Source organism: Bradyrhizobium canariense (assembly GCF_018130465.1).
GTDB classification, from domain to species: Bacteria; Pseudomonadota; Alphaproteobacteria; order Rhizobiales; family Xanthobacteraceae; genus Bradyrhizobium; species Bradyrhizobium canariense_C.
In genome coordinates, this window is sequence record NZ_JAFCKJ010000010.1 from 80,722 (window position 1) to 98,655 (window position 17,934).

The following is a 17,934-nucleotide window of genomic DNA, read 5'->3' on the forward strand; positions in this document are numbered from 1 at the left end:
CAAGATGCGTCCGCGCACTCGCTTCAGCTCAACCACAGGGCTTCAGTCCTGTTGGCAGATTGGGGAAGCGGCCCTGACCGCTGGGGGCAGGGCAGGAAGCGCCAGGGCCGCCGCTCCAGATGTACCGATATCCAGTCGGCACATGTCTGCAATGGCATCTGGAGCCGAATCTGTTGCCCGCGACTTCGTTTTACCTGACAACGGACAAGCCTGTTCGTCCCAGACCCTGCAGATGGCGAATAATGGCACGTCTCTCCGGCTGCCTTAGCAGCGATACCGGACGAGCCGCCGGTTCTGACGGACTACCCCATGTAGATTCTCGCGCATTGATCTAACCAATCAAGCGGCGCTTGAAATTAGTCTCTTAGTCTCCAGGCAAGAAGCTGGCCGTCTGACCTGATCCGCGTCCCGTTGGTGGGTATTGACGCGCAGACCCACTTGGACGCCGCCCCGGCGATGCTGCTCCGGCGTTACGAGTCCCCGCGGTATGCAAAATCACACGCCTAGCGGCAGGTTGCCCAGATCGTGCCGGCGTCCCGCGTCTCGGCTGAGTTGTGCCTTGGCCCGGGAGCCGGGGCGCGAAGATCTTCTCAGGGCTTGTCACCTGTCGGACTCAATCCGGGATGCGGAGTCTTGTCGTGCGAGGCGGTCTCGCGATCAAGTTGCGAGATGGCGAGAGCCGCCAGCACCGTCCGATTGCTAATCTCAAGCTTTTGAAAAATGTGGTGAAGGTGCACTTTGATGGTGCCGTCGGCAATGCTCAACCGCCGCCCGATTTCCTTGTTCGACAATCCTTCTGAGACCAGACGCATGATCTGACGCTCGCGGTCCGTTAGAGCGTTCAGCACGCTCTCCGAATTGGTCCCCTGCTCCTGCGACGGGCTTGACTCGGATGACGCCGGCGGCAACACGTTGTGACCATTGGCGATGTGCCGCAGCGACTGCACCAACGCCTGGGGATCAGTCTCTCTGAGGATGATACTGCAGGTAACGGGCATCGCCGCAGGTACCAGCTCGCAATCTTCACTCGCGGCGAAAAAGACCAATTCAGTCGAACGTTTTTCTGAATAAATGGTTGGCAGGAGTTTCTGGGCAGTAAGGTCGGGCAACGCGGGATCGATAATCGCGATATCGGGCGCCAAGTCCAAAATAGCTTCGATGCAGCCTTCGGCGTCGCTACAAGACGCAACGATATTGAAATCGGCTACCGCGCTGAGAACGTTGATCAGCCCTTGCAGGACGACCGGATGCCGGTCAGCAATGACTATCCTTATACTGAAGCCTCGCATTGGCGCTCCTCAGCCCGCACCCCCGAATATAAACTCGGCTCACCTCGTCCAGTTCACCGCCAAAATCGGAGTTGCTGCGGCGATTGTTGCTGGACAACAGCGCAATCCTCTACGGAATGCTTTCAAATCTACTTCTAATATTTCTCCCGCCACTAACACGCCCTGAGACTGTATCTTTCGCGCAAAAAAGCATCGCCACGGGCAGTGCTGCTATAACCAATGGTATATATGGATATCCCAAATTCTCAATTAACAATCATAAAAGGGTAAACAAAGACAAACGCTTCCGAAATCCACAACTAGACGACGTAAAGAGGAGGATCACGCTCGAGGTACCCCATTTTTTCTGAAAACCATTAGTCTCGGGGGAACGACCAAATAGTTAACAGGTTCGTTCGTCTCTTGAGAAACCAAGAAATTGAGCAGCAATCCCAACCATCGCCATTGTGTCGTTGCGTAGTATCTGGAGGGTAGAATGAGGAGGCGGCAGTCATACGAGACCGTTCTCATTGGAAAGAACGTTTTAATTAGAGAAGGAATTGCTAGAATCCTGCACGCGGCAAATTTTTACATTCCGGTCTCGGCCTCGAGCCTCGACGAATTGCCGAGCTCACTTCATTCAGAGAAACTGATGTTCCTCATCGTCCACACGGGCGACGGCTTCAATCTAGCGATAGCACAAATCAGCACCTTGAAAGATCGTTATCCGGAGGCGCGCATCGCGATCGTATCTGACAATTATCGACCAGTCGACCTCGCCTCGGCATTTCGTGCAGGCGCCAACGGCTACTTTGTCAACGTCAATTCGTGCGACGCTTTTGTCAAGTCGGTTGAACTCGTGACATTAGGCGAGACCGTCTTTCCGCCTGCGTTCCTATCGTTCGTCCTTGATGCCAGTAGCCATCATGAACGCGAAATCGCAGAGCCCAGCGGCTGTGAACCAGTCGATCTGGCGGCTGCAGAGGAAGCGATCTTGCCGCAACTTTCCCCGCGAGAGAAAGCAATTCTAGCCTGCCTTATCGAAGGCCATTCCAACAAGTGCATCGCCAGAAAGATCAAAATCGCCGAGGCCACCGTGAAGGTTCACGTCAAGGCGATCCTGCGCAAGATCCGGGTCCAGAACCGGACACAAGCGGCCATCTGGGGAATGAACCATGCGTCGCTGGTACGGGTCGCACCCAGCCGCGAGCCCTCGGCATTTGATGCAGAGGGAGATCGCGAAGATCTGCGCAACGTTGCAGTCCTCGACTCCATTGGTCCCTCCTCAAGTCACGTGGCCGTCCCCTCGATCGAGGGCCTGCTCCTTAAGAGCGTAGTTCAAGGAGTTGGCTCGGCCGTACGACTCTACAAATAGATGCGGGAAATGGGACGTCCGAGGTGCGATGTTTCCACCGCGGAGTGAGGCTGCATCTTCGCGACTTCCCGCCGTCCGGGCCCGGGCCTGGCTGACGAGCTTGTCTGCCGCTTGCATATGCATTTGCATCGGCCGACGTGCGCGTGGCAGGTCGTCGTCGTTCAGCTCACTGCTGCTCCGTCGCCCGCGCCGGTCTGAAGGTGAGTGTGCCGGTACTCGCCCCGCCGGCATCGGTACCCCGTTACGAAGGCGCGCAAGCCTGGCTCAATTCCTAATGCACCGCGCGGACGCGACGCCGAGGCTTGGACCGGGGCGGCGCCTCCAACTTGAGCTCGGCTACCAGACGCCAAAGCTGAACCTCGTGGCCGCTTGCTAACCGCCCGGCCCGCTCGGTTGCGGACGCGTCGTCTGGGCAGTGAAGGTTGACCGCTCCCCCTAACTCACCATGTTCATCCAGAAAGTATGCACGATAGTGTGGCATCCTACCAAATCCCCGCGCGCGACAGCATCCTAACCTACGACCCAGCCCTGCGACGCGGTGGTTTTGCGTCATTGCGAGCTACCTCTGGTGGGCGACTTGTTGCCGCTTGCCGCCCTCCCATTCGAACCGCTCCGCGCTCCTTCAAGCACTCGCATTGGACCGTAACGCCGGAAATGCCCGGACCGCTTCTGTCTCATCATAGTTACCCTCATAGCCGTTGGGGTTCTGCAATTGCCAACGCCAATGGTCGGCACACATTTGTGCCAAAGACCGCGTCGATCTCCAGCCCAACGTTTCTTTTGCGTGCGTCGGGTCGGCATAACAGACGGCGACGTCGCCCGCCCGACGTTCCGCAAACTCATAGGCGACCGGCTTGCCGCTCACCGCCTCAAAAGTCCGAACGACTTCCAAGACACTGTTGCCGCGCCCCGTCCCAAGATTGACCGTGAGCACCCCAGGCCGCTCCACGTAGCGCAAGACGCTTAGATGACCGGCTGCAAGATCGACGACATGAATGAAGTCGCGGATTCCGGTGCCGTCAGGGGTTTCATAGTCTTTCCCCCAGATCCGAAGCTTCTCGCGCTTCCCAATCGCCACTTGCGCCAAAAACGGCACCAAGTTGCCTGGAACGCCCAGCGGATCTTCCCCGATCAGTCCGCTCTCGTGCGCGCCAGCAGGATTGAAATAGCGCAGAATACCGATTCGCCAATCACCGTCCGACCGATAAAGATCGTTGAGCATCTCTTCTATGAAGAGCTTTGTGCGGCCGTACGGATTGGTCGGTCGAAGAAGATGGTCTTCATCGAGCGGCAGGTATGTTGGTATACCGTAAACAGTGGCGGACGAGCTAAAGACCAGTGTCTTGACCTTGGCGCTTTTCATGGCCGACACGAGGCTCATGGTACCGAAGACGTTATTCTCATAATAAGTCATCGGGCGAACGTTGGACTCGCCGACGGCCTTCAGGCCCGCAAGGTGGATAACCGCAGTCACTTCGTAGGTTCTAAGTATCTCGCAGATGGCGTGTTCATCCCGGATGTCGACCTGCCGAAAGTAGAACGAGCGCCCACAGATCGATCGAACCCGCCTAAGAGACGTTTCTTTGCTGTTGGCGAGATTGTCAACGACGACGACGTCGAGCCCGGCGTTTAGCAACGCCACGCAGACGTGGGACCCGATATAGCCAGCGCCTCCAGTCACCATGATCATCAGCAACGCCTTCCCTATTGGCTCGACCGGATTCGCGCGATGCCTGCGAGCGCAATTTACGCACTCCTGAGATCGTCATTCGTCCACATGACTCTCGCTTGCGGTCCCGTGCAACAACTCCGAAAGAGTACCCCCAGGGAGCCTTGAGGAGTTTTCGATGAGGCACGCGACAAAGGCGCTCGAGAGCGAGGACGCTGGAAATACTGCCTCGGCCGAAAGCTGCGGCCGCTCTCGTCATCTCCTGCCGGCGAGCAACGGGTTGTCCCCGCCAGCCTCGGCCCGGCCTGTGCCCGACCCTGCTAGAGGGTTATTTGAACTGCTTAGCTTTCGGGGAGGCGCGTCAGGACCGTCCTGGTATCGCAGCGCGACCTCGACGGCATCACCCGGCTGCAACTCAGTATCTTCGCTCGCGACAATCCGTTCCGGACCTTTCTCGCCTTTTCTAATGATGTCAATTTCCGGCGCACTGCCGGCTCCACGTACGAGTTGCGACCGAACCATGGAGGTATACTGAAGTTTCTCACCGACGCTCTGCAGCTTTTCGCGGATCTGATTAAGCCTCAAGCTCGTGTCTTGCAGCTCACGAAGCAGGTCCAGCCTCAACTGATCGTCGAGTTTTGCTAGCTTTCTGGCAAACTCGTCCTGTTGCTTCTTGACCTGCTGGAGTTGCGCGGAGGTCTGCAGCTTCCGGGTTGACGACAGCAGCACCGCACGACGCGCATCCGTCACGCGAGGGCTGGTCAAGGAGCCCTTGCCGAACAGGTCGGTCGCTTTTTGCAGGTCTTCGACGTCTGACTGAAATCCCTCTTCTTCCTTCTTCTGTTGCTCAGACAGCACGCGAACCTCTTCGTCCCCCTGTCGAACGCCGCGCTGAAGGAAAGCTTTTTCCTGCTGATAGTCGCGCTGCTTCGTCTTCAGGTATTCCGTTTCAGCATTGACGATTTCCGAAATCGCCGATCGCGCTACCGGGGCATCGGTCGGGGCGACCGCACTGATCTCGGCCCCTTCTCCGAGCTCGGTCTTGATGCGCCACATACGCGACTGTTCTTTGGCAAGCTCCGTCCAAAGCGACGCATACTCGCTTCTCAGGTCTGCCGACTCGAGGTAGGGGTTGTTCATTCTGACATGCATGATGTCGTAGCCGCCCGCCATGGCGACGAGTTGGCGTGCGGTGGAGGCTGGACGATAGGGGTACTCGCCAGGTTTCGATACGTCTCCATTGACGTAAACGGGCCTGTACTCCGCCACGATCGCGGTGACCTGATCTGCGTCTATTACGACCACGACCTCTCGGCCGTCTACCGTCCTCTGCCTAAAGACTTTGCTCGCAAGTGCAGCCCCGATCCTGGCTCGGATCTCCAGCAAGGGCTGGCCAGCGACCGAGAGCATTCCAACCAGCGGCAACGAAATATTGCCGTCCACTTGGACTGGAGCACGCTGCCGGAGTTCCGGCACGCCGGCCACCACCACCTCCAGGACATCTCCAACATTCACCCGATACTCGGCTTTCGCTTGAACGGGAATCATCAGGCCAAGGACCAGCAAGCCCCATCGAATGCGGCGACCGAGAACCTTGCCGTATCGATCAACGTGACAATAACTGCGCAGTTTGAAGTTCGGCATGGCGTGATGGACCTGTTCGCAGGAGAGATCGATAATTTAGTCCCGCGGCATCCCAGCTCAATCGACCATCGTAGTTACCCCACTCTACCCATTTATTGTCAATTCCGTCGCGTGACCCGGATGCTACTGTTTTTGCTGCGGGACGGAGTGGCTGGCTGGGAGTGACCGGTGAGTAGTTTTGCGTCCTATACCAATTCGCCGGTCTCCACCGGTCGGCCGGTGCATCCGGCGCCACCGATTGCAATCAACCGATTGGTCGCCGCGCTCGTATTCGCCGCCGGCGCCGAATTCGTACTCGTAGCGGTTGCCGCTTATGGCGCAGCTGTCCTTTACCACGGGCTCGTCCTGCTCGACTCTCCAGACGCGCCAAAGTACATTCAAGAGTCGATTTTGATCTCAACACTACAGCTGTTCGTTTCCTTAGGGCTCCGGCAATATTCTCGGATCCAGACGCAACCCCGGCACGTGTTTTTGTGGAGCGGCGCCGTCTCCGTCTTCTTCGTATTCTCCTTCTTTATCTCGACGATCTTCCTTCTCAAGATCTCGGACGGCTACTCTCGTGCTACCGTCATAGCCCAGGCTGTGACCGCTCTTCTTACGGTGCTGTGCACACGGGCGATCTGGTTCTCATTGCTGCAGCCTGCGATCGCATCCGGCTTGATAGAGGCCAGGCGGGTCATCCTCATTGGAGACTCGAGTCACTGTGCCGGCTTTTCCGCACGGGCAATGGCCGCCGGGATTCGGACCATTCGCTCGTTCGACTTTCCGACCTTGCGAGCCAACTCTTTGCCGCCGGCGCGCTGCGATGGGGTCCAAGGATTACCTCACACCCGCCAACTCATCGCGGATTGCCGTCTCCTCCGAGCGGACGACATCGTCATCCTAAGCTCAGAGTCGGGCGTTTCGGCTTCGCTGGCACTTGCCAGCGCCCTGTCAGAGCTCCCGGTTGACGTTCACGTCGTACCTGCTGGAGCAGTCGATTTGTTAGCCGTGTCGCGAATCACCCAGTTCGGCAACATGGTGACGATGCGGATCTTCCAATCTCCTCTCACGCCACTCAACCGGGTGATAAAACGAGCATTTGACATTGTCGCTGCAATCATCGGACTGATTTTGGCCAGCCCATTGTTCATCATCATTCCACTTGCAATAAAGCTGGATTCCCCCGGACCGGTGCTGTTTCGGCAGACGCGGCACGGCTTCAACAACGACTTCATTCGCGTGCTGAAATTCAGATCGATGAGCGTGATGGAGGACGGCGACAATTTCAAGCAGGCCACCAGACACGATCCGCGTGTGACCCGTGTAGGACGTTTTATACGCCACACCAATATGGACGAGATTCCGCAGCTTCTCAATGTCCTCGTCGGCGACATGTCGCTCGTCGGGCCACGTCCGCACGCGACGTCGCAGAACGAGGCCTTCGCTCAACTGATTTCGTCATTTTCTCGTCGACACAACGTCAAGCCCGGCATCACCGGCTGGGCTCAAGTCAACGGCCACCGCGGCGAGACCGACACCCTCGATAAGATGCAGCGTCGTATCGAGCATGACCTGTACTACATCGATAACTGGTCACTACCTCTCGATCTCAAAATTGTCGTGATGACCTTCTTTTCCCGAAAGGTTTATTGGAATGCTTTCTAAGATGTCGATACCGCCTGCCTCTTTTTGTCTGTTTGGCAGATTTCCAGCCCATTGGAGTTGATCCCCCTTTCGCGGACCGGTCGTTGGTAAAGTCAGGAACAGGCAGGTACAAGACAATGCTGGACAGACTCGATAACTCGCCAAATCAGGACGCGATAAGGCCTGAACTTCGGTCGCCTGCCGAAATCCTGTCGGAAGGTCTCGCCTTTGTGCGGCGACGCTTCACGATCATCTTATTGACATGTTCGCTCACGCTCGGCGTGGCTGTGCTCTATCTTGTCGTTACGGTCCCGACATTTACGGCCACCGCGCAACTCATCGTAGACGCGAAATCGGCGTCCGGAGACGCAGCGTCCGTGTCGACGGCCGTGGAAAGTCAGATCGCAATCCTGAAGTCGGAGGGCGTCGCTCGCGCCGTGATAGTAAAGCGCGGCCTGGTAACGGATCCGGAATTTTCCGGGGGCATGGCGCGACGCATAAACAGCTCGCTGTCCCACCTGCTCGGCTGGAGCAAGCCAGAAGTCAACTCGGGTGTGACACGCTATGCCATTGAAGCGTTCGAACGCAAGCTCTCGGTAAGACGCTCCGGCCTTACGTACATCGTCGATCTTGCCTTTGACTCTTCCGACCCTGGGCGAGCCTCGCAAATCTTGAGCACCGTCGTGGAAACTTACGTCACGGCGCAAATGGACGCCAAATACAAATGGAGTCTGCAAAACGACAACTGGGTGAAAGATCGAGTCAACGAATTGCGCGGCCAGGCGTCGGCAGCAAAACAGGCTGTGGCGGATTACAACACGAATAAGATCGCGAACTCCGGGGCGACTGCCGAGCCAGGCGCGCCCTCGTTTCAAACGACCACGATCACGGATGGCGGCCTGCGCGAACTGGAAGCCGCGGCGGACGCGGCCGCAAGGACGTATGACAGCTTCCTGCGTATGCTTCGTTACACGGACGCGATGCAACAACAATCCGCACCGGTGCTCGAGGCGCGTCTCCTCACCGAGGTATCGCGTCCCTACACGGCCAGCTCACCGAAAGCACGAATGGTGCTCGTAATAGCTCTTTTCGGAGGAGTTTTTCTTGGTATCGCACTTGGAATGTTGCGCGATCTGTTGAATCGAGGACGAGCACCGGCACCCTGGCCCGGAGCGATTGAATCCGGAACCAGAATTGTCGGGGGGGCCACGGCTGACAGATCCTATTCCGATGGCTCGTTCAGGGCCGAAAAGCGTCTGCGGGAGGCCCGTCCCGAATAGCGGAACAGCCACGCGAAAGTCTTTTCGAACAACGTCCGAGGGCCCTTGGCTTCACATCGCACTCGCTCTTGATCCCTCCTCACCCGACGTGATGTCGTCGCCAATCGACGGCTCATCAAAAACGTCTTCATTGCGATGCAGGTCAAACAACCGCAATACTCGAACCATTCTGTCACGATACCGGAATGGGTACTCCTGAAGGGCCGAAGCTCCCTGCAATCCCAAGGCTATATTCGATCCAGTTGAATTCAATCGGACCGTAGGATGTACCAATGTACCGATGCGGCAAATCGCCTTCGTTGCGCGAGATCCGACCGCGAGGCGGGTAAGACCGGGAATTCCGGGCAAGAGCTCGATCCCAATCACAGGACGTCCTACAGCGTCCGGCAACATTAGCGTGAGCAATGACGGCTTTTATTCAAGCGACCAGCGTACCGGGGACTATCTTAACTAACATCTTCCGGCAGTCGTGGCTGGCCTTAGTGTATCGCTGCTCGGGGGCGGCGGTCACTTTCCTCTTCGGCGTGAGTTTTGCGCGGATCATGAGCATAGAAGAGTACGGTGCGCTCATGTCGCTCATGACTTTCGCGCTTATCGCCTCTGCCTGCGGCCTCGCTGGCCAGCAGCTTTGTGTGCTGCGGGAAGTACCCAGCCTCGCCGCCCAAAAACGCTATCCGGATATCGGTTCGCTGGTCGCCAAGCGGGTTCGCGTGGCATGTTTGGGCAGCATCGCAATAACCTTGATCTCTCTCCTCCTGTTCGTCGCCGCTCACGGGCGAAGCGGAATTTTTGGAAGCTGGGGCTATTCCACCAGCTTGCTTTTAATTCTCCCATTGGCATTGATTGAAATGCAGAGCTCGGTAGGTCGCGCGCTTGGCTCAGTCAACCTCGCGCTCGTGCCTAAGGACGTGTTGTGGCGCTTGCTCATCATATTGCTCGGTTGCGCGCTCTTCATAACGTATGGCCACCCCCTGACGGCGGCAGATGTCCTGGTGATTGCTACTGGCGTCCTGGTCTTGCTGATCGCTGTTCAGAACGTCTATCTGCGACAACTCGCGGGTGGCCATCGGCTATTCACCATGGCAGGAGGGCCTTCGAATGCCATCGGCAACGTCTTATCTACTTCAGCACCCTTCTGGGTAACCAGCATCGCCAGTATTCTGTATGGCACGATTGACGTCGTCGTCGTCTCGGTCATGACTGGTCCTGAAGCTGGCGCATACTATTACGCCGCCAGTCGAGTCGCCCTCCTTCTCGACTTCTTTCTAGTAACCTTCTGCATCCCTGCGGCCCCTCTCATCGCCCGTCTTTTCGACGAGGACCGCCGCAGCGAGATCACGCGTGTCGCGTCGAGTGCAGCATCGGCTGCCTTCATCGCGGTCCTTGGATGCGTCGTCGCATTGGCGCTGTGTGGCGACTTCGTGTTGATGGCATTCGGAACGACGTTCATCCGCGCGCACGATGTACTGATCGTGCTGGCGATCGGCCTGTTGGTGTCGACATATTGCGGTATCGGCGCGATCGCACTCAACATGACCGGACATCAGCGGGCCGCGATGCACATCGTAGTCATCACCTGGGCGTCTGGGACCATCGCAATGGTCGGCGCGACCTGGATGTTTGGGATTTTGGGAACAGCGATCGCAGCCGCCAGCACAGGTGCCGCGAGCAGGGCGTGGTCGGCTGCCTACCTCTACGCCACGGAAGGGATCGATCTCACCGCCACGACGATGCTGTGCGAGTTCGCAAGGCGCATAATAGGGAAAGGCGCCTGGAAATGGCCCCGCTAATAGCCACCGGTGCCGCGCACCGACGCCGCAAGGACGGAAGGCAGCTCGGGAGACGATACTTGAAGCACGATTGGGGTGCATTCGACTACGAGGTGTCCGGAAGCCGGCTTTCCATGGGGCTGGTGAGAGTTCTGCACACCGCTGTTGCAAAGCTTACCGGGCGGGGAATCGGACTCGCCATGCAAGCGGTCAAGCCGCTGCTGAGTTCCAAGCTGCCTTGCGTCCATTTCGCGGACGGCAGCCGCTTGTTCTTCCGGCTGGACGATGTCTACTGGAATTCATTCATCCGTCAGCCCGACATCGCGTACGAACCGGAGATGGGTAAGCTCCTTCTGAGATTGAAGGATGTCGACTACACCTTCTTTGATTGTGGCGCCAACATCGGATACTGGTCCGTTCTCGTCACGTCGGAAATGCTGGGTGGGAAGCGCGCGCTGGCCGTCGAGGCCTCCCAGGAGACCATCGCGATTCTTGAGCAGAATTGCAACGCAAACGGCCGCCGCTTCGAGATTTGCCGCAAGGCTTTGTTCGAGACCGACGGACAAGTGTTGTCTTTCTCCGACGACGGCCCCCATGCCGCGCGGCACATCGTGGCGTCGCCGGGCCCCGCCCCAAAACACACCGAGCCGGTTATATCGATAACGGTTGATTCGCTGGCACAGCAGCTACGGATGACCGATCGCGATCGGCTCGTAATCAAGTTCGATGTCGAGGGCGCGGAGATCTCGGCCTTCAAGGGCTCACGTGAAGTACTGAAGCGGGACACGCTGATCATCTACGAAGATCACGGCAACGATAGGAGCCACACGACTACGAGGTATGTGCTCGACGCGCTTGGATTTCCTGTCTTTTCAATTGCCCCGGATGGGGCGATTACAAAGATCGAGGACCTCAGCGCCTTAGATGGGCTAAAGGCGGACCGGAGATTAGGCTACAATTTCGTGACTTGTCCTCCAGGCTGCGGCTTCCACCGGTGGATAGAGGGAATTGCCGGTTGAGCATGCTGGAGATGATCGTGGCGCGGAAGACGAACGTTAGCTCGGCAGACCCGCCACTTCGTCTTTACTGAGACGCGCGCTCCGCGCTCGAGCCTCCCTTCGAACCACAAGAGCACTCCAGCCAACGCCGCATGTCACCTTTCGGAACCGCGCTCTAGCCACGGCCCATCAGCATCTGCACCGCCGATTGAATGCCGCTCATTCGAGCCTCAAAGGCCACTCTCGTATCGAATTTACCGCCAACACCGATGCGGGGCAGTGCAAACTGATTTAGCTTGCAATCCGAGACCTGACCATGCCGCGTTGTCACCGCGGACGAAAAGCCTATCTCCCGCGCAAGCTGCTCCTCCCGAAGGCCACAGGCACCGACGGTCCCGTACGGATAAGCCACGTGCAGAACGGGACGCTGAAGGAGATTCTCCAGATAGCTGCGGTTGCTCGCCATTTCGGATCGCGCAGAAACGGCATCCAGGCATGCCAGTGCGGGATGCGATTCCGTGTGCCCACCAATCGAAGCGAGACGATGCTGCGACAGGTTCTGAAGCTCGCGCTCATTCAGAAAATAGGTGTCATTCAGAGCCGATAACACTATGCCGGCCTTGCGGAACGTTGGCTCGAGCATTTCAGCACGGTTGTAGTCTTCGTGTATCCACTCGGTTATCCGGTTCATGGCCGATACCTTGCTGTCGAGGTCAGGACAGAAGAAGCAGATGCCCATCGCGTCGATCGTAATGGCGTCTCTCGAGCGAAGTAGCTCCCGCAAGCCAAGCCACCACGACTGGAGCGTTCGCGTCGGGGCGCCGGTTGGCACGTACACCATGAAAGGCGCATCGTTTCGCTCGAGGATCGGAAGCGCCGTCGAGACGTTATCACGGTACCCATCATCGAAGGTCAGCACCGCATAGCGGCGCGGTCTGGGATCTTTTGCCAGTCCCTCGAGACATGCTTCAAGACTGACAATCTCCCATCCGCTCCGTCGTAGCCACTTGAGGGAATATTCAAACAAGTCAGCTGACGTTCCAGTCATTAGCTCCGAGCGGCAATCATTCTGAACCTCATGAAACATCAAGATAGCCGCCCTGCCGGCGAACACCTTGCGAAGTGCCGGCGTTAGTCCAGACCAACGAGCCACATGGAAAATCGTGGTCTTAAGAATTTGCTTCACGACCCGCCTCCATCAGGCTGGGTCGCCCGCCCGAGAGTTGATTGCATAATCCAGAGACCGGTTGATTCCAAAAGCTGCAGCTATCGATGCGCATCCCTAAGAGATCCGTCGCGAGCGCAGCCGGGGGCGCTACTATAAGACGATCCTCCATTTATCGACGAACCACGTCATCTACGCAACCGCGGAGCCGGTACTTACTAGTGGGTACCTCTCAATTCGCCGCCTTCACTCTGAATGCGCCGACCCGGCTGGGCACCTTTGAAGGTAGCTTTTCCTATCGAACACAAAACGCTCCCGTCGCAGATGTTGCGGCCTTTGTGTTTGTACGTCGAGGACCGCTTCTTAATGAAGGTACTGCTCGCCAATAAATTTCTATACGAGAGAGGCGGTGCAGAGACCGTTCTCTTTCAGGAAAGAACCTTCCTGACGGACACCGGAACGGAAGTCATCGACTTCGCGATGCAGCATGAGCGGAATGTTCATTCGCCGCACGCTGCACATTTTGTATCCCGCCAGGATTACCGGACCGGCGGCTATCTCTCCAAGATAAAGGGCGCTCTTGCGTTGATCCACTCGCGCGAGGCCGTGCGCAAACTCGCATCGCTGGTCGATGAAACGCGGCCGGACTTGATGCACTGTCACAACATCTACCATCAGCTCACTCCATCGATCGTCGGCGTCGCGAAGTCGCGTGGAATTCCAGTTGTACTGACCCTGCATGATACCAAGCCGGTGTGTCCGGTGCACACTCGCGCTTTGGGAAACAACTTGTGTTCGTTATGCATTGGGGGCGATTTCCATCATGTGCTGAAGCACCGTTGCTCCGACGGCTCGATAGCACAAAGCGCTGCCCTCTACTTGGAAGCCGTCACGCAACGCTGGCTTGGAAGTTACGAGAAAGTCGATCGGTTTATCGCACCAAGCCAATTCATGCGCGACTCGGTGCTACGGCGATTTTCGGCGGACCGCGTCGCACTGCTCCACAACGGTGTGGACGTTGCGACGATCTCGCCGAGCGGCCTAGACAAGGGTTATTTGCTTTATTGCGGCCGCCTTGCGCCGGGAAAAGGTGCAGAGACCTTGCTGCGCGCCCATCAGGCTGCGGGGAGTCGGTGGCCACTCGTCATCGCCGGTACCGGTCCGCTGACAGATGAGCTGAAATCGCAATTCACCGAGAACGTGCAGTTCGCGGGGCACCTGTCCGGTCCGGAGCTGAGCACGATGCTCGCTGAATCATCCGTCGTAGTTGTGCCGTCGGAGTGGTGCGAGAACTGCCCGATGTCCGTGTTGGAGGCCATGGCACATGGCAAGCCGGTCATTGCGAGCCGCATTGGCGGCATTCCGGAGCTCGTGAACGATCTGGCCACCGGATTTCTGTTTGAGCCCAACAATACCGACGAACTTCGAGACCGCCTCGAGCGCCTTATGAGCGACCCCGGACTCCGCGCGCGCATGGGCGCCGCCGGAAGGCTCCGTGTGGAACGTGAATTCTCTCTCGAGAAGCACAACGCCGAGCTGATGGCCGTCTACCAGTCACTGGTAAGTGGGAGTGGCTCGGCCAAAGCCGAATATTGCTCGAGGAGTTCGTCAATATCGAGCCTGTAGTGGGAGGGTGTAGTGAGCGCGGACCATCTGGTGTTGCGGGTGATCATGCTTGGCTTGCGTGGATTCCCAAATGTCCAGGGAGGAGTAGAAACTCACGCGGAGCAATTGTGCCCTCTCCTCAAGGAACTCGGCTGCGATGTCGAAGTGATTGTCCGTTCCGCATATATGCCACATGACCGCGGTGATGAGTGGCACGGGGTACGTTACCTGCGGGTATGGTGTCCGAAGATTTCAGGACTTGAGACGATTGTTCACTCCCTATTCGGAGTTCTGGTGGCCGCATGGCAGCGGCCTGACGTATTGCACATCCAGGCCATCGGACCGGCCTTGGTTGCGCCGCTCGCGCGGCTTCTGGGGCTGCATGTTGTGGTGACGCACCATGGCCCGGATTACGACAGGGAGAAGTGGGGCCGCTTCGCCAAAATTGTTCTGCATGCCGGCGAGGCCTGCGGCATGCGGTTTTCCAATGAGCGCATCGTCATCTCCCAGACCATTCGGAAGCTGGTGTGGGACAAGTACGGGCTTAGTTCCAGTCTCATTCCGAACGGCGTCACTTTGCCTGAAGTGCCGAAGAGCACTTCGACGCTGGAGCGATTGGGGCTCGCGCCGGGGCGATACGTGTTGATGGTGGGACGGCTGGTGCCGGAGAAACGGCACATGGATCTGATCCAGGCCTTTGCCAATGCCAGGCTCGACGGATGGAAGCTCGTGTTCGTCGGAGCTAGCGAGCATCCGAACGCCTATACTGAGGCACTGGCAGCACTCGCCGAAACGACAACCGGGGTTATCATGGCTGGCTTCCAGTGCGGTGTCGCACTTCAGGAATTATACGCCCATGCAGGGCTTTTCGTCTTGCCGTCTTCGCACGAAGGGTTGCCCATCGCGCTGCTGGAAGCCCTGAGCTTTGGTCTGCCGGCGGTGGTGAGTGACATTCCCGCTCATTTGGAGATCGGACTGGATGATGCACACTATTTCCACGTGGGAGATGTATCGGCTCTCACCGATCGCCTGTCGCGGTTTGCGCGCGATCCGTGGCCGTCAGAGCGCCGCGAGCGAACTCGCACCTGGGTGGCCGAACGAGAAGACTGGCATTCGGTCGCCGAGCGAACCATCGGTTGTTATCGAAATGCCATCGAGCCACGCCGAGGAGGTCCTCATGCACAGCCTAGCACAGCGCCATCCCGCATCGTCTAGCGGACGGCTCGCGTCGCGGGATGGCATGGCAGTCTTGGTCGCGTTGCTTCGTGAGCGCACGCAGCAACGCCGACGTCGCCCTAGACATTGGGCTGCGTTCCGTCCTCTGGCAGAATGAGGGCACCGCTCCAGATGAACGCGCTCTTGGTATTTTTTCTTGCCTTTACCTTGTTGAGATCGCTCTCCAACGGTATCGATCGCCTGTACAACATCAACTTTTCATCGACTCTCTCGGTCACCGCCATTTTGGTGGGCCTTGTGGCGACCTGGCACATGCGACATGTCAGGATACACAGGAGCCTTTTCACCACATTGATATGCTTGTCGATCTTTATCGTGACTTGCGGGCTCTCGTCTTTTGTCAACGCCTTCGAAGCCAGGAACATCATCGACCGGTATGCTGCCTCGTACGAAATCTTGCGATACGCCTATCTGTTCATGTTTGTGATGTTGGTTGCTTCCCTTTATCGATCCCCAGCTTTTTGTCCAAACGTCCATCGTGTTTTTCTGTTTCTGCTGTTTCTAATGTCGGTGATGGGACTGGCGCAACACCTGACCGGTTATACGGAGCTCGTCTCCGCCTACGACAAGCATCGACGGGTGGCGGGTCTTTCTTCCCACCCAGTATCCTTCAGCTTGGAATTGGTGCTGGTCTTCTGCGTTTGCGAGCTATCACGCCGTAAATTGCGCCTTCCCATTGGACGCTCCCACATTGTTGTATATCTGTTCTTTCTCGTCGCACTGGGCCTCGCTGCCTCCAGAACCGGCGTCGTGCTGCTGGGAGTGACCTTCGGAATATTTCTCTTTGCTCAGAGACCCGCCCTCCTACCAGCCTTCGCTACGGCATTCGCCGCGATCATATGGATATCTCCACTCGGCGAATCTTTCTCGGAGCTGAGCTCGGTCCCTGAATATATTCTGAGCGGAGACTTTATGTCGTGGGATTGGCGCACGGCGCCGACCTCATTTCATTGGCGCATTCACCACTGGTACTATCTATCCACGCTTGCATTGGAACGACCGTGGATCGGTAGTGGTCCCGGTCAAGTAACACTATACAGCCCGTTTTCCTTGTTAGCGCACAGTCAGTTCGTTGAAATATTCTTCGAGACGGGCGTCATCGGCCTGATCTCCTTTACCGGGTTCTGGTTCAGTCTGTCGCTGGCTGCAACGTCGGCCCCACAGCGACGTGTCGGCCCGTCTGGGAAACAGTCAGCAAAAGCTGAAATTCTGCACTTCTGGATTGCCATGTTTGCCGGTGTGACGCTGGTTGCATTGTTCGATGCTAGCTTCAACAAGGAAACGGTAGCGTTATCGTACTTGATAATTGGCATGTTCGTGGTCATGACCGAAGTCGAATCCGTCACTGAACGTGAGCGAGGATCGCGTTACTCGCAAAGCCGACTGAAGCCTTGGGCAGCCGAGGGGTTATCTGAACCGCAACCTAGCCGCTGATGGCTCTGCTATGAGGATGCCTTTTCATGAACGAGTATCTTGCCATTTCATCCGGGGCCCTCATCTTCCTCCAAGCCCTTGTCCCGTCGGCTGGTGTCTGCGAGGAGCGTGTAGCGGGTCATCGCGCCTGCACGTCCCTGTCTATCGATTGCGTCGTTTCGCAGAATTCGGGGTATGACACCGGGTTGTATCCAGACGGCGTCCAGATCTATTTCTCGTGGTATCCAGGAGGCCCTGCAGCCACGGGGAAAACCGCCCCTCCAGCCGATTTTTCCTCACTGACAGGTTGGGGACAGATCTACCCGCAAGTCGGGGCTTCGAATTCTGCCGCCAGCATTTATTTGAAAGATTATCGCGTCTATGTGCACTTGACGGACGGCGGCTGGCAGCTCCTGCAGGATCAGGCTGCTAATTCTGTCGGCGGCGGGCATTACGCGGCAACTTTTGCCAACAACTCCTCTTCGGCAATGAGCCTCGTCGTCCAATCCGACGGGAGCGTCAAAATGAACTCGCCTGCATCCGGCTACAATGACCATTTCTGGATTGAGCCGCGGGGGTCGTATGCTCCCGGCACAGTCAACGGGGTGTTCTCGATCGCACAATTGCGCACCGATGGCGCAAGTGCGAATCTGATCGCAAACTTTGGCGGGGACTGGTGGAGAAATGGCTCGGCTCCCTACCTCTACCGAAACGGAGTGTTCGTAAATAATCCCGGCATCGGTATGGGCGCCTGGGTCAAGCTGACAACGAGTTACCAGTACTTCTTCTTCACGACCATGACTAAACCGCAGCTGCAAGCCGACCCGCCTCCACCTTTGAGATGAGCTGTTGGTGGCGCGCGGCGAGACTAATCCGCACTTAAACT

13 protein-coding genes are annotated in these 17,934 nt (G+C 57.5%); 9 read left to right on the forward strand and 4 right to left on the reverse strand.

Going from position 1 to position 17,934, the window contains the following annotated elements:
• Positions 1-590: 590 nt before the first annotated feature.
• Positions 591-1,289, reverse strand: a complete 699-nt coding sequence (locus JQ591_RS24450) for a response regulator transcription factor (RefSeq protein ID WP_211398528.1) — start codon at positions 1,287-1,289, stop codon at positions 591-593.
• Between the two features lie 631 nt (positions 1,290-1,920).
• Here JQ591_RS24450 and JQ591_RS24455 point away from each other — a divergent pair.
• Positions 1,921-2,643, forward strand: a complete 723-nt coding sequence (locus tag JQ591_RS24455; protein ID WP_249137608.1) for a LuxR C-terminal-related transcriptional regulator — start codon at positions 1,921-1,923, stop codon at positions 2,641-2,643.
• A 622-nt stretch (positions 2,644-3,265) separates the two neighbouring features.
• On the opposite strand, the gene galE is transcribed toward JQ591_RS24455, so the two are convergent.
• Positions 3,266-4,336, reverse strand: coding sequence for a UDP-glucose 4-epimerase GalE (galE, locus tag JQ591_RS24460; RefSeq protein WP_211398723.1), 1,071 nt, complete (start codon positions 4,334-4,336; stop codon positions 3,266-3,268).
• A gap of 231 nt (positions 4,337-4,567) precedes the next feature.
• Positions 4,568-5,956: a polysaccharide biosynthesis/export family protein gene (locus tag JQ591_RS24465; RefSeq protein WP_211398530.1), complete on the reverse strand. Its 1,389-nt coding sequence runs from the start codon at positions 5,954-5,956 to the stop codon at positions 4,568-4,570.
• Positions 5,957-6,124: 168 nt separating this feature from the next.
• Here JQ591_RS24465 and JQ591_RS24470 point away from each other — a divergent pair, with 168 nt between their 5' ends.
• From JQ591_RS24470 to JQ591_RS24485, 4 genes are all read left to right on the forward strand, one after another.
• Complete coding sequence (locus tag JQ591_RS24470) at positions 6,125-7,603, forward strand: undecaprenyl-phosphate glucose phosphotransferase (RefSeq protein ID WP_349630403.1); 1,479 nt, start codon at positions 6,125-6,127, stop codon at positions 7,601-7,603.
• A gap of 116 nt (positions 7,604-7,719) precedes the next feature.
• Positions 7,720-8,862, forward strand: coding sequence for a Wzz/FepE/Etk N-terminal domain-containing protein (locus JQ591_RS24475; RefSeq protein WP_249137611.1), 1,143 nt, complete (start codon positions 7,720-7,722; stop codon positions 8,860-8,862).
• Positions 8,863-9,266: 404 nt separating this feature from the next.
• Positions 9,267-10,652 (forward strand): oligosaccharide flippase family protein, encoded by a 1,386-nt coding sequence (locus JQ591_RS24480; protein WP_249137618.1) that lies wholly within the window; start codon positions 9,267-9,269, stop codon positions 10,650-10,652.
• A 59-nt stretch (positions 10,653-10,711) separates the two neighbouring features.
• Complete coding sequence (locus JQ591_RS24485; RefSeq protein WP_249137619.1) at positions 10,712-11,650, forward strand: FkbM family methyltransferase; 939 nt, start codon at positions 10,712-10,714, stop codon at positions 11,648-11,650.
• A gap of 154 nt (positions 11,651-11,804) precedes the next feature.
• On the opposite strand, the gene JQ591_RS24490 is transcribed toward JQ591_RS24485, so the two are convergent.
• Positions 11,805-12,815 carry a polysaccharide deacetylase family protein gene (locus JQ591_RS24490; protein WP_349630404.1) on the reverse strand — a complete coding sequence of 337 codons (1,011 nt, stop codon included), beginning with the start codon at positions 12,813-12,815 and terminating at the stop codon, positions 11,805-11,807.
• Between the two features lie 345 nt (positions 12,816-13,160).
• On the opposite strand from JQ591_RS24490, the gene JQ591_RS24495 reads away from it, so the two are divergent.
• From JQ591_RS24495 to JQ591_RS24510, 4 genes are all read left to right on the forward strand, one after another.
• Complete coding sequence (locus JQ591_RS24495; RefSeq protein WP_211398531.1) at positions 13,161-14,420, forward strand: glycosyltransferase family 4 protein; 1,260 nt, start codon at positions 13,161-13,163, stop codon at positions 14,418-14,420.
• 12 nt (positions 14,421-14,432) lie between these two features.
• Positions 14,433-15,614, forward strand: coding sequence for a glycosyltransferase family 4 protein (locus JQ591_RS24500; protein ID WP_349630405.1), 1,182 nt, complete (start codon positions 14,433-14,435; stop codon positions 15,612-15,614).
• Between the two features lie 132 nt (positions 15,615-15,746).
• Positions 15,747-17,069, forward strand: a complete 1,323-nt coding sequence (locus tag JQ591_RS24505) for an O-antigen ligase family protein (protein WP_211398532.1) — start codon at positions 15,747-15,749, stop codon at positions 17,067-17,069.
• Between the two features lie 26 nt (positions 17,070-17,095).
• Complete coding sequence (locus JQ591_RS24510; RefSeq protein WP_211398533.1) at positions 17,096-17,893, forward strand: hypothetical protein; 798 nt, start codon at positions 17,096-17,098, stop codon at positions 17,891-17,893.
• The last annotated feature ends 41 nt before the right edge of the window (positions 17,894-17,934 follow it).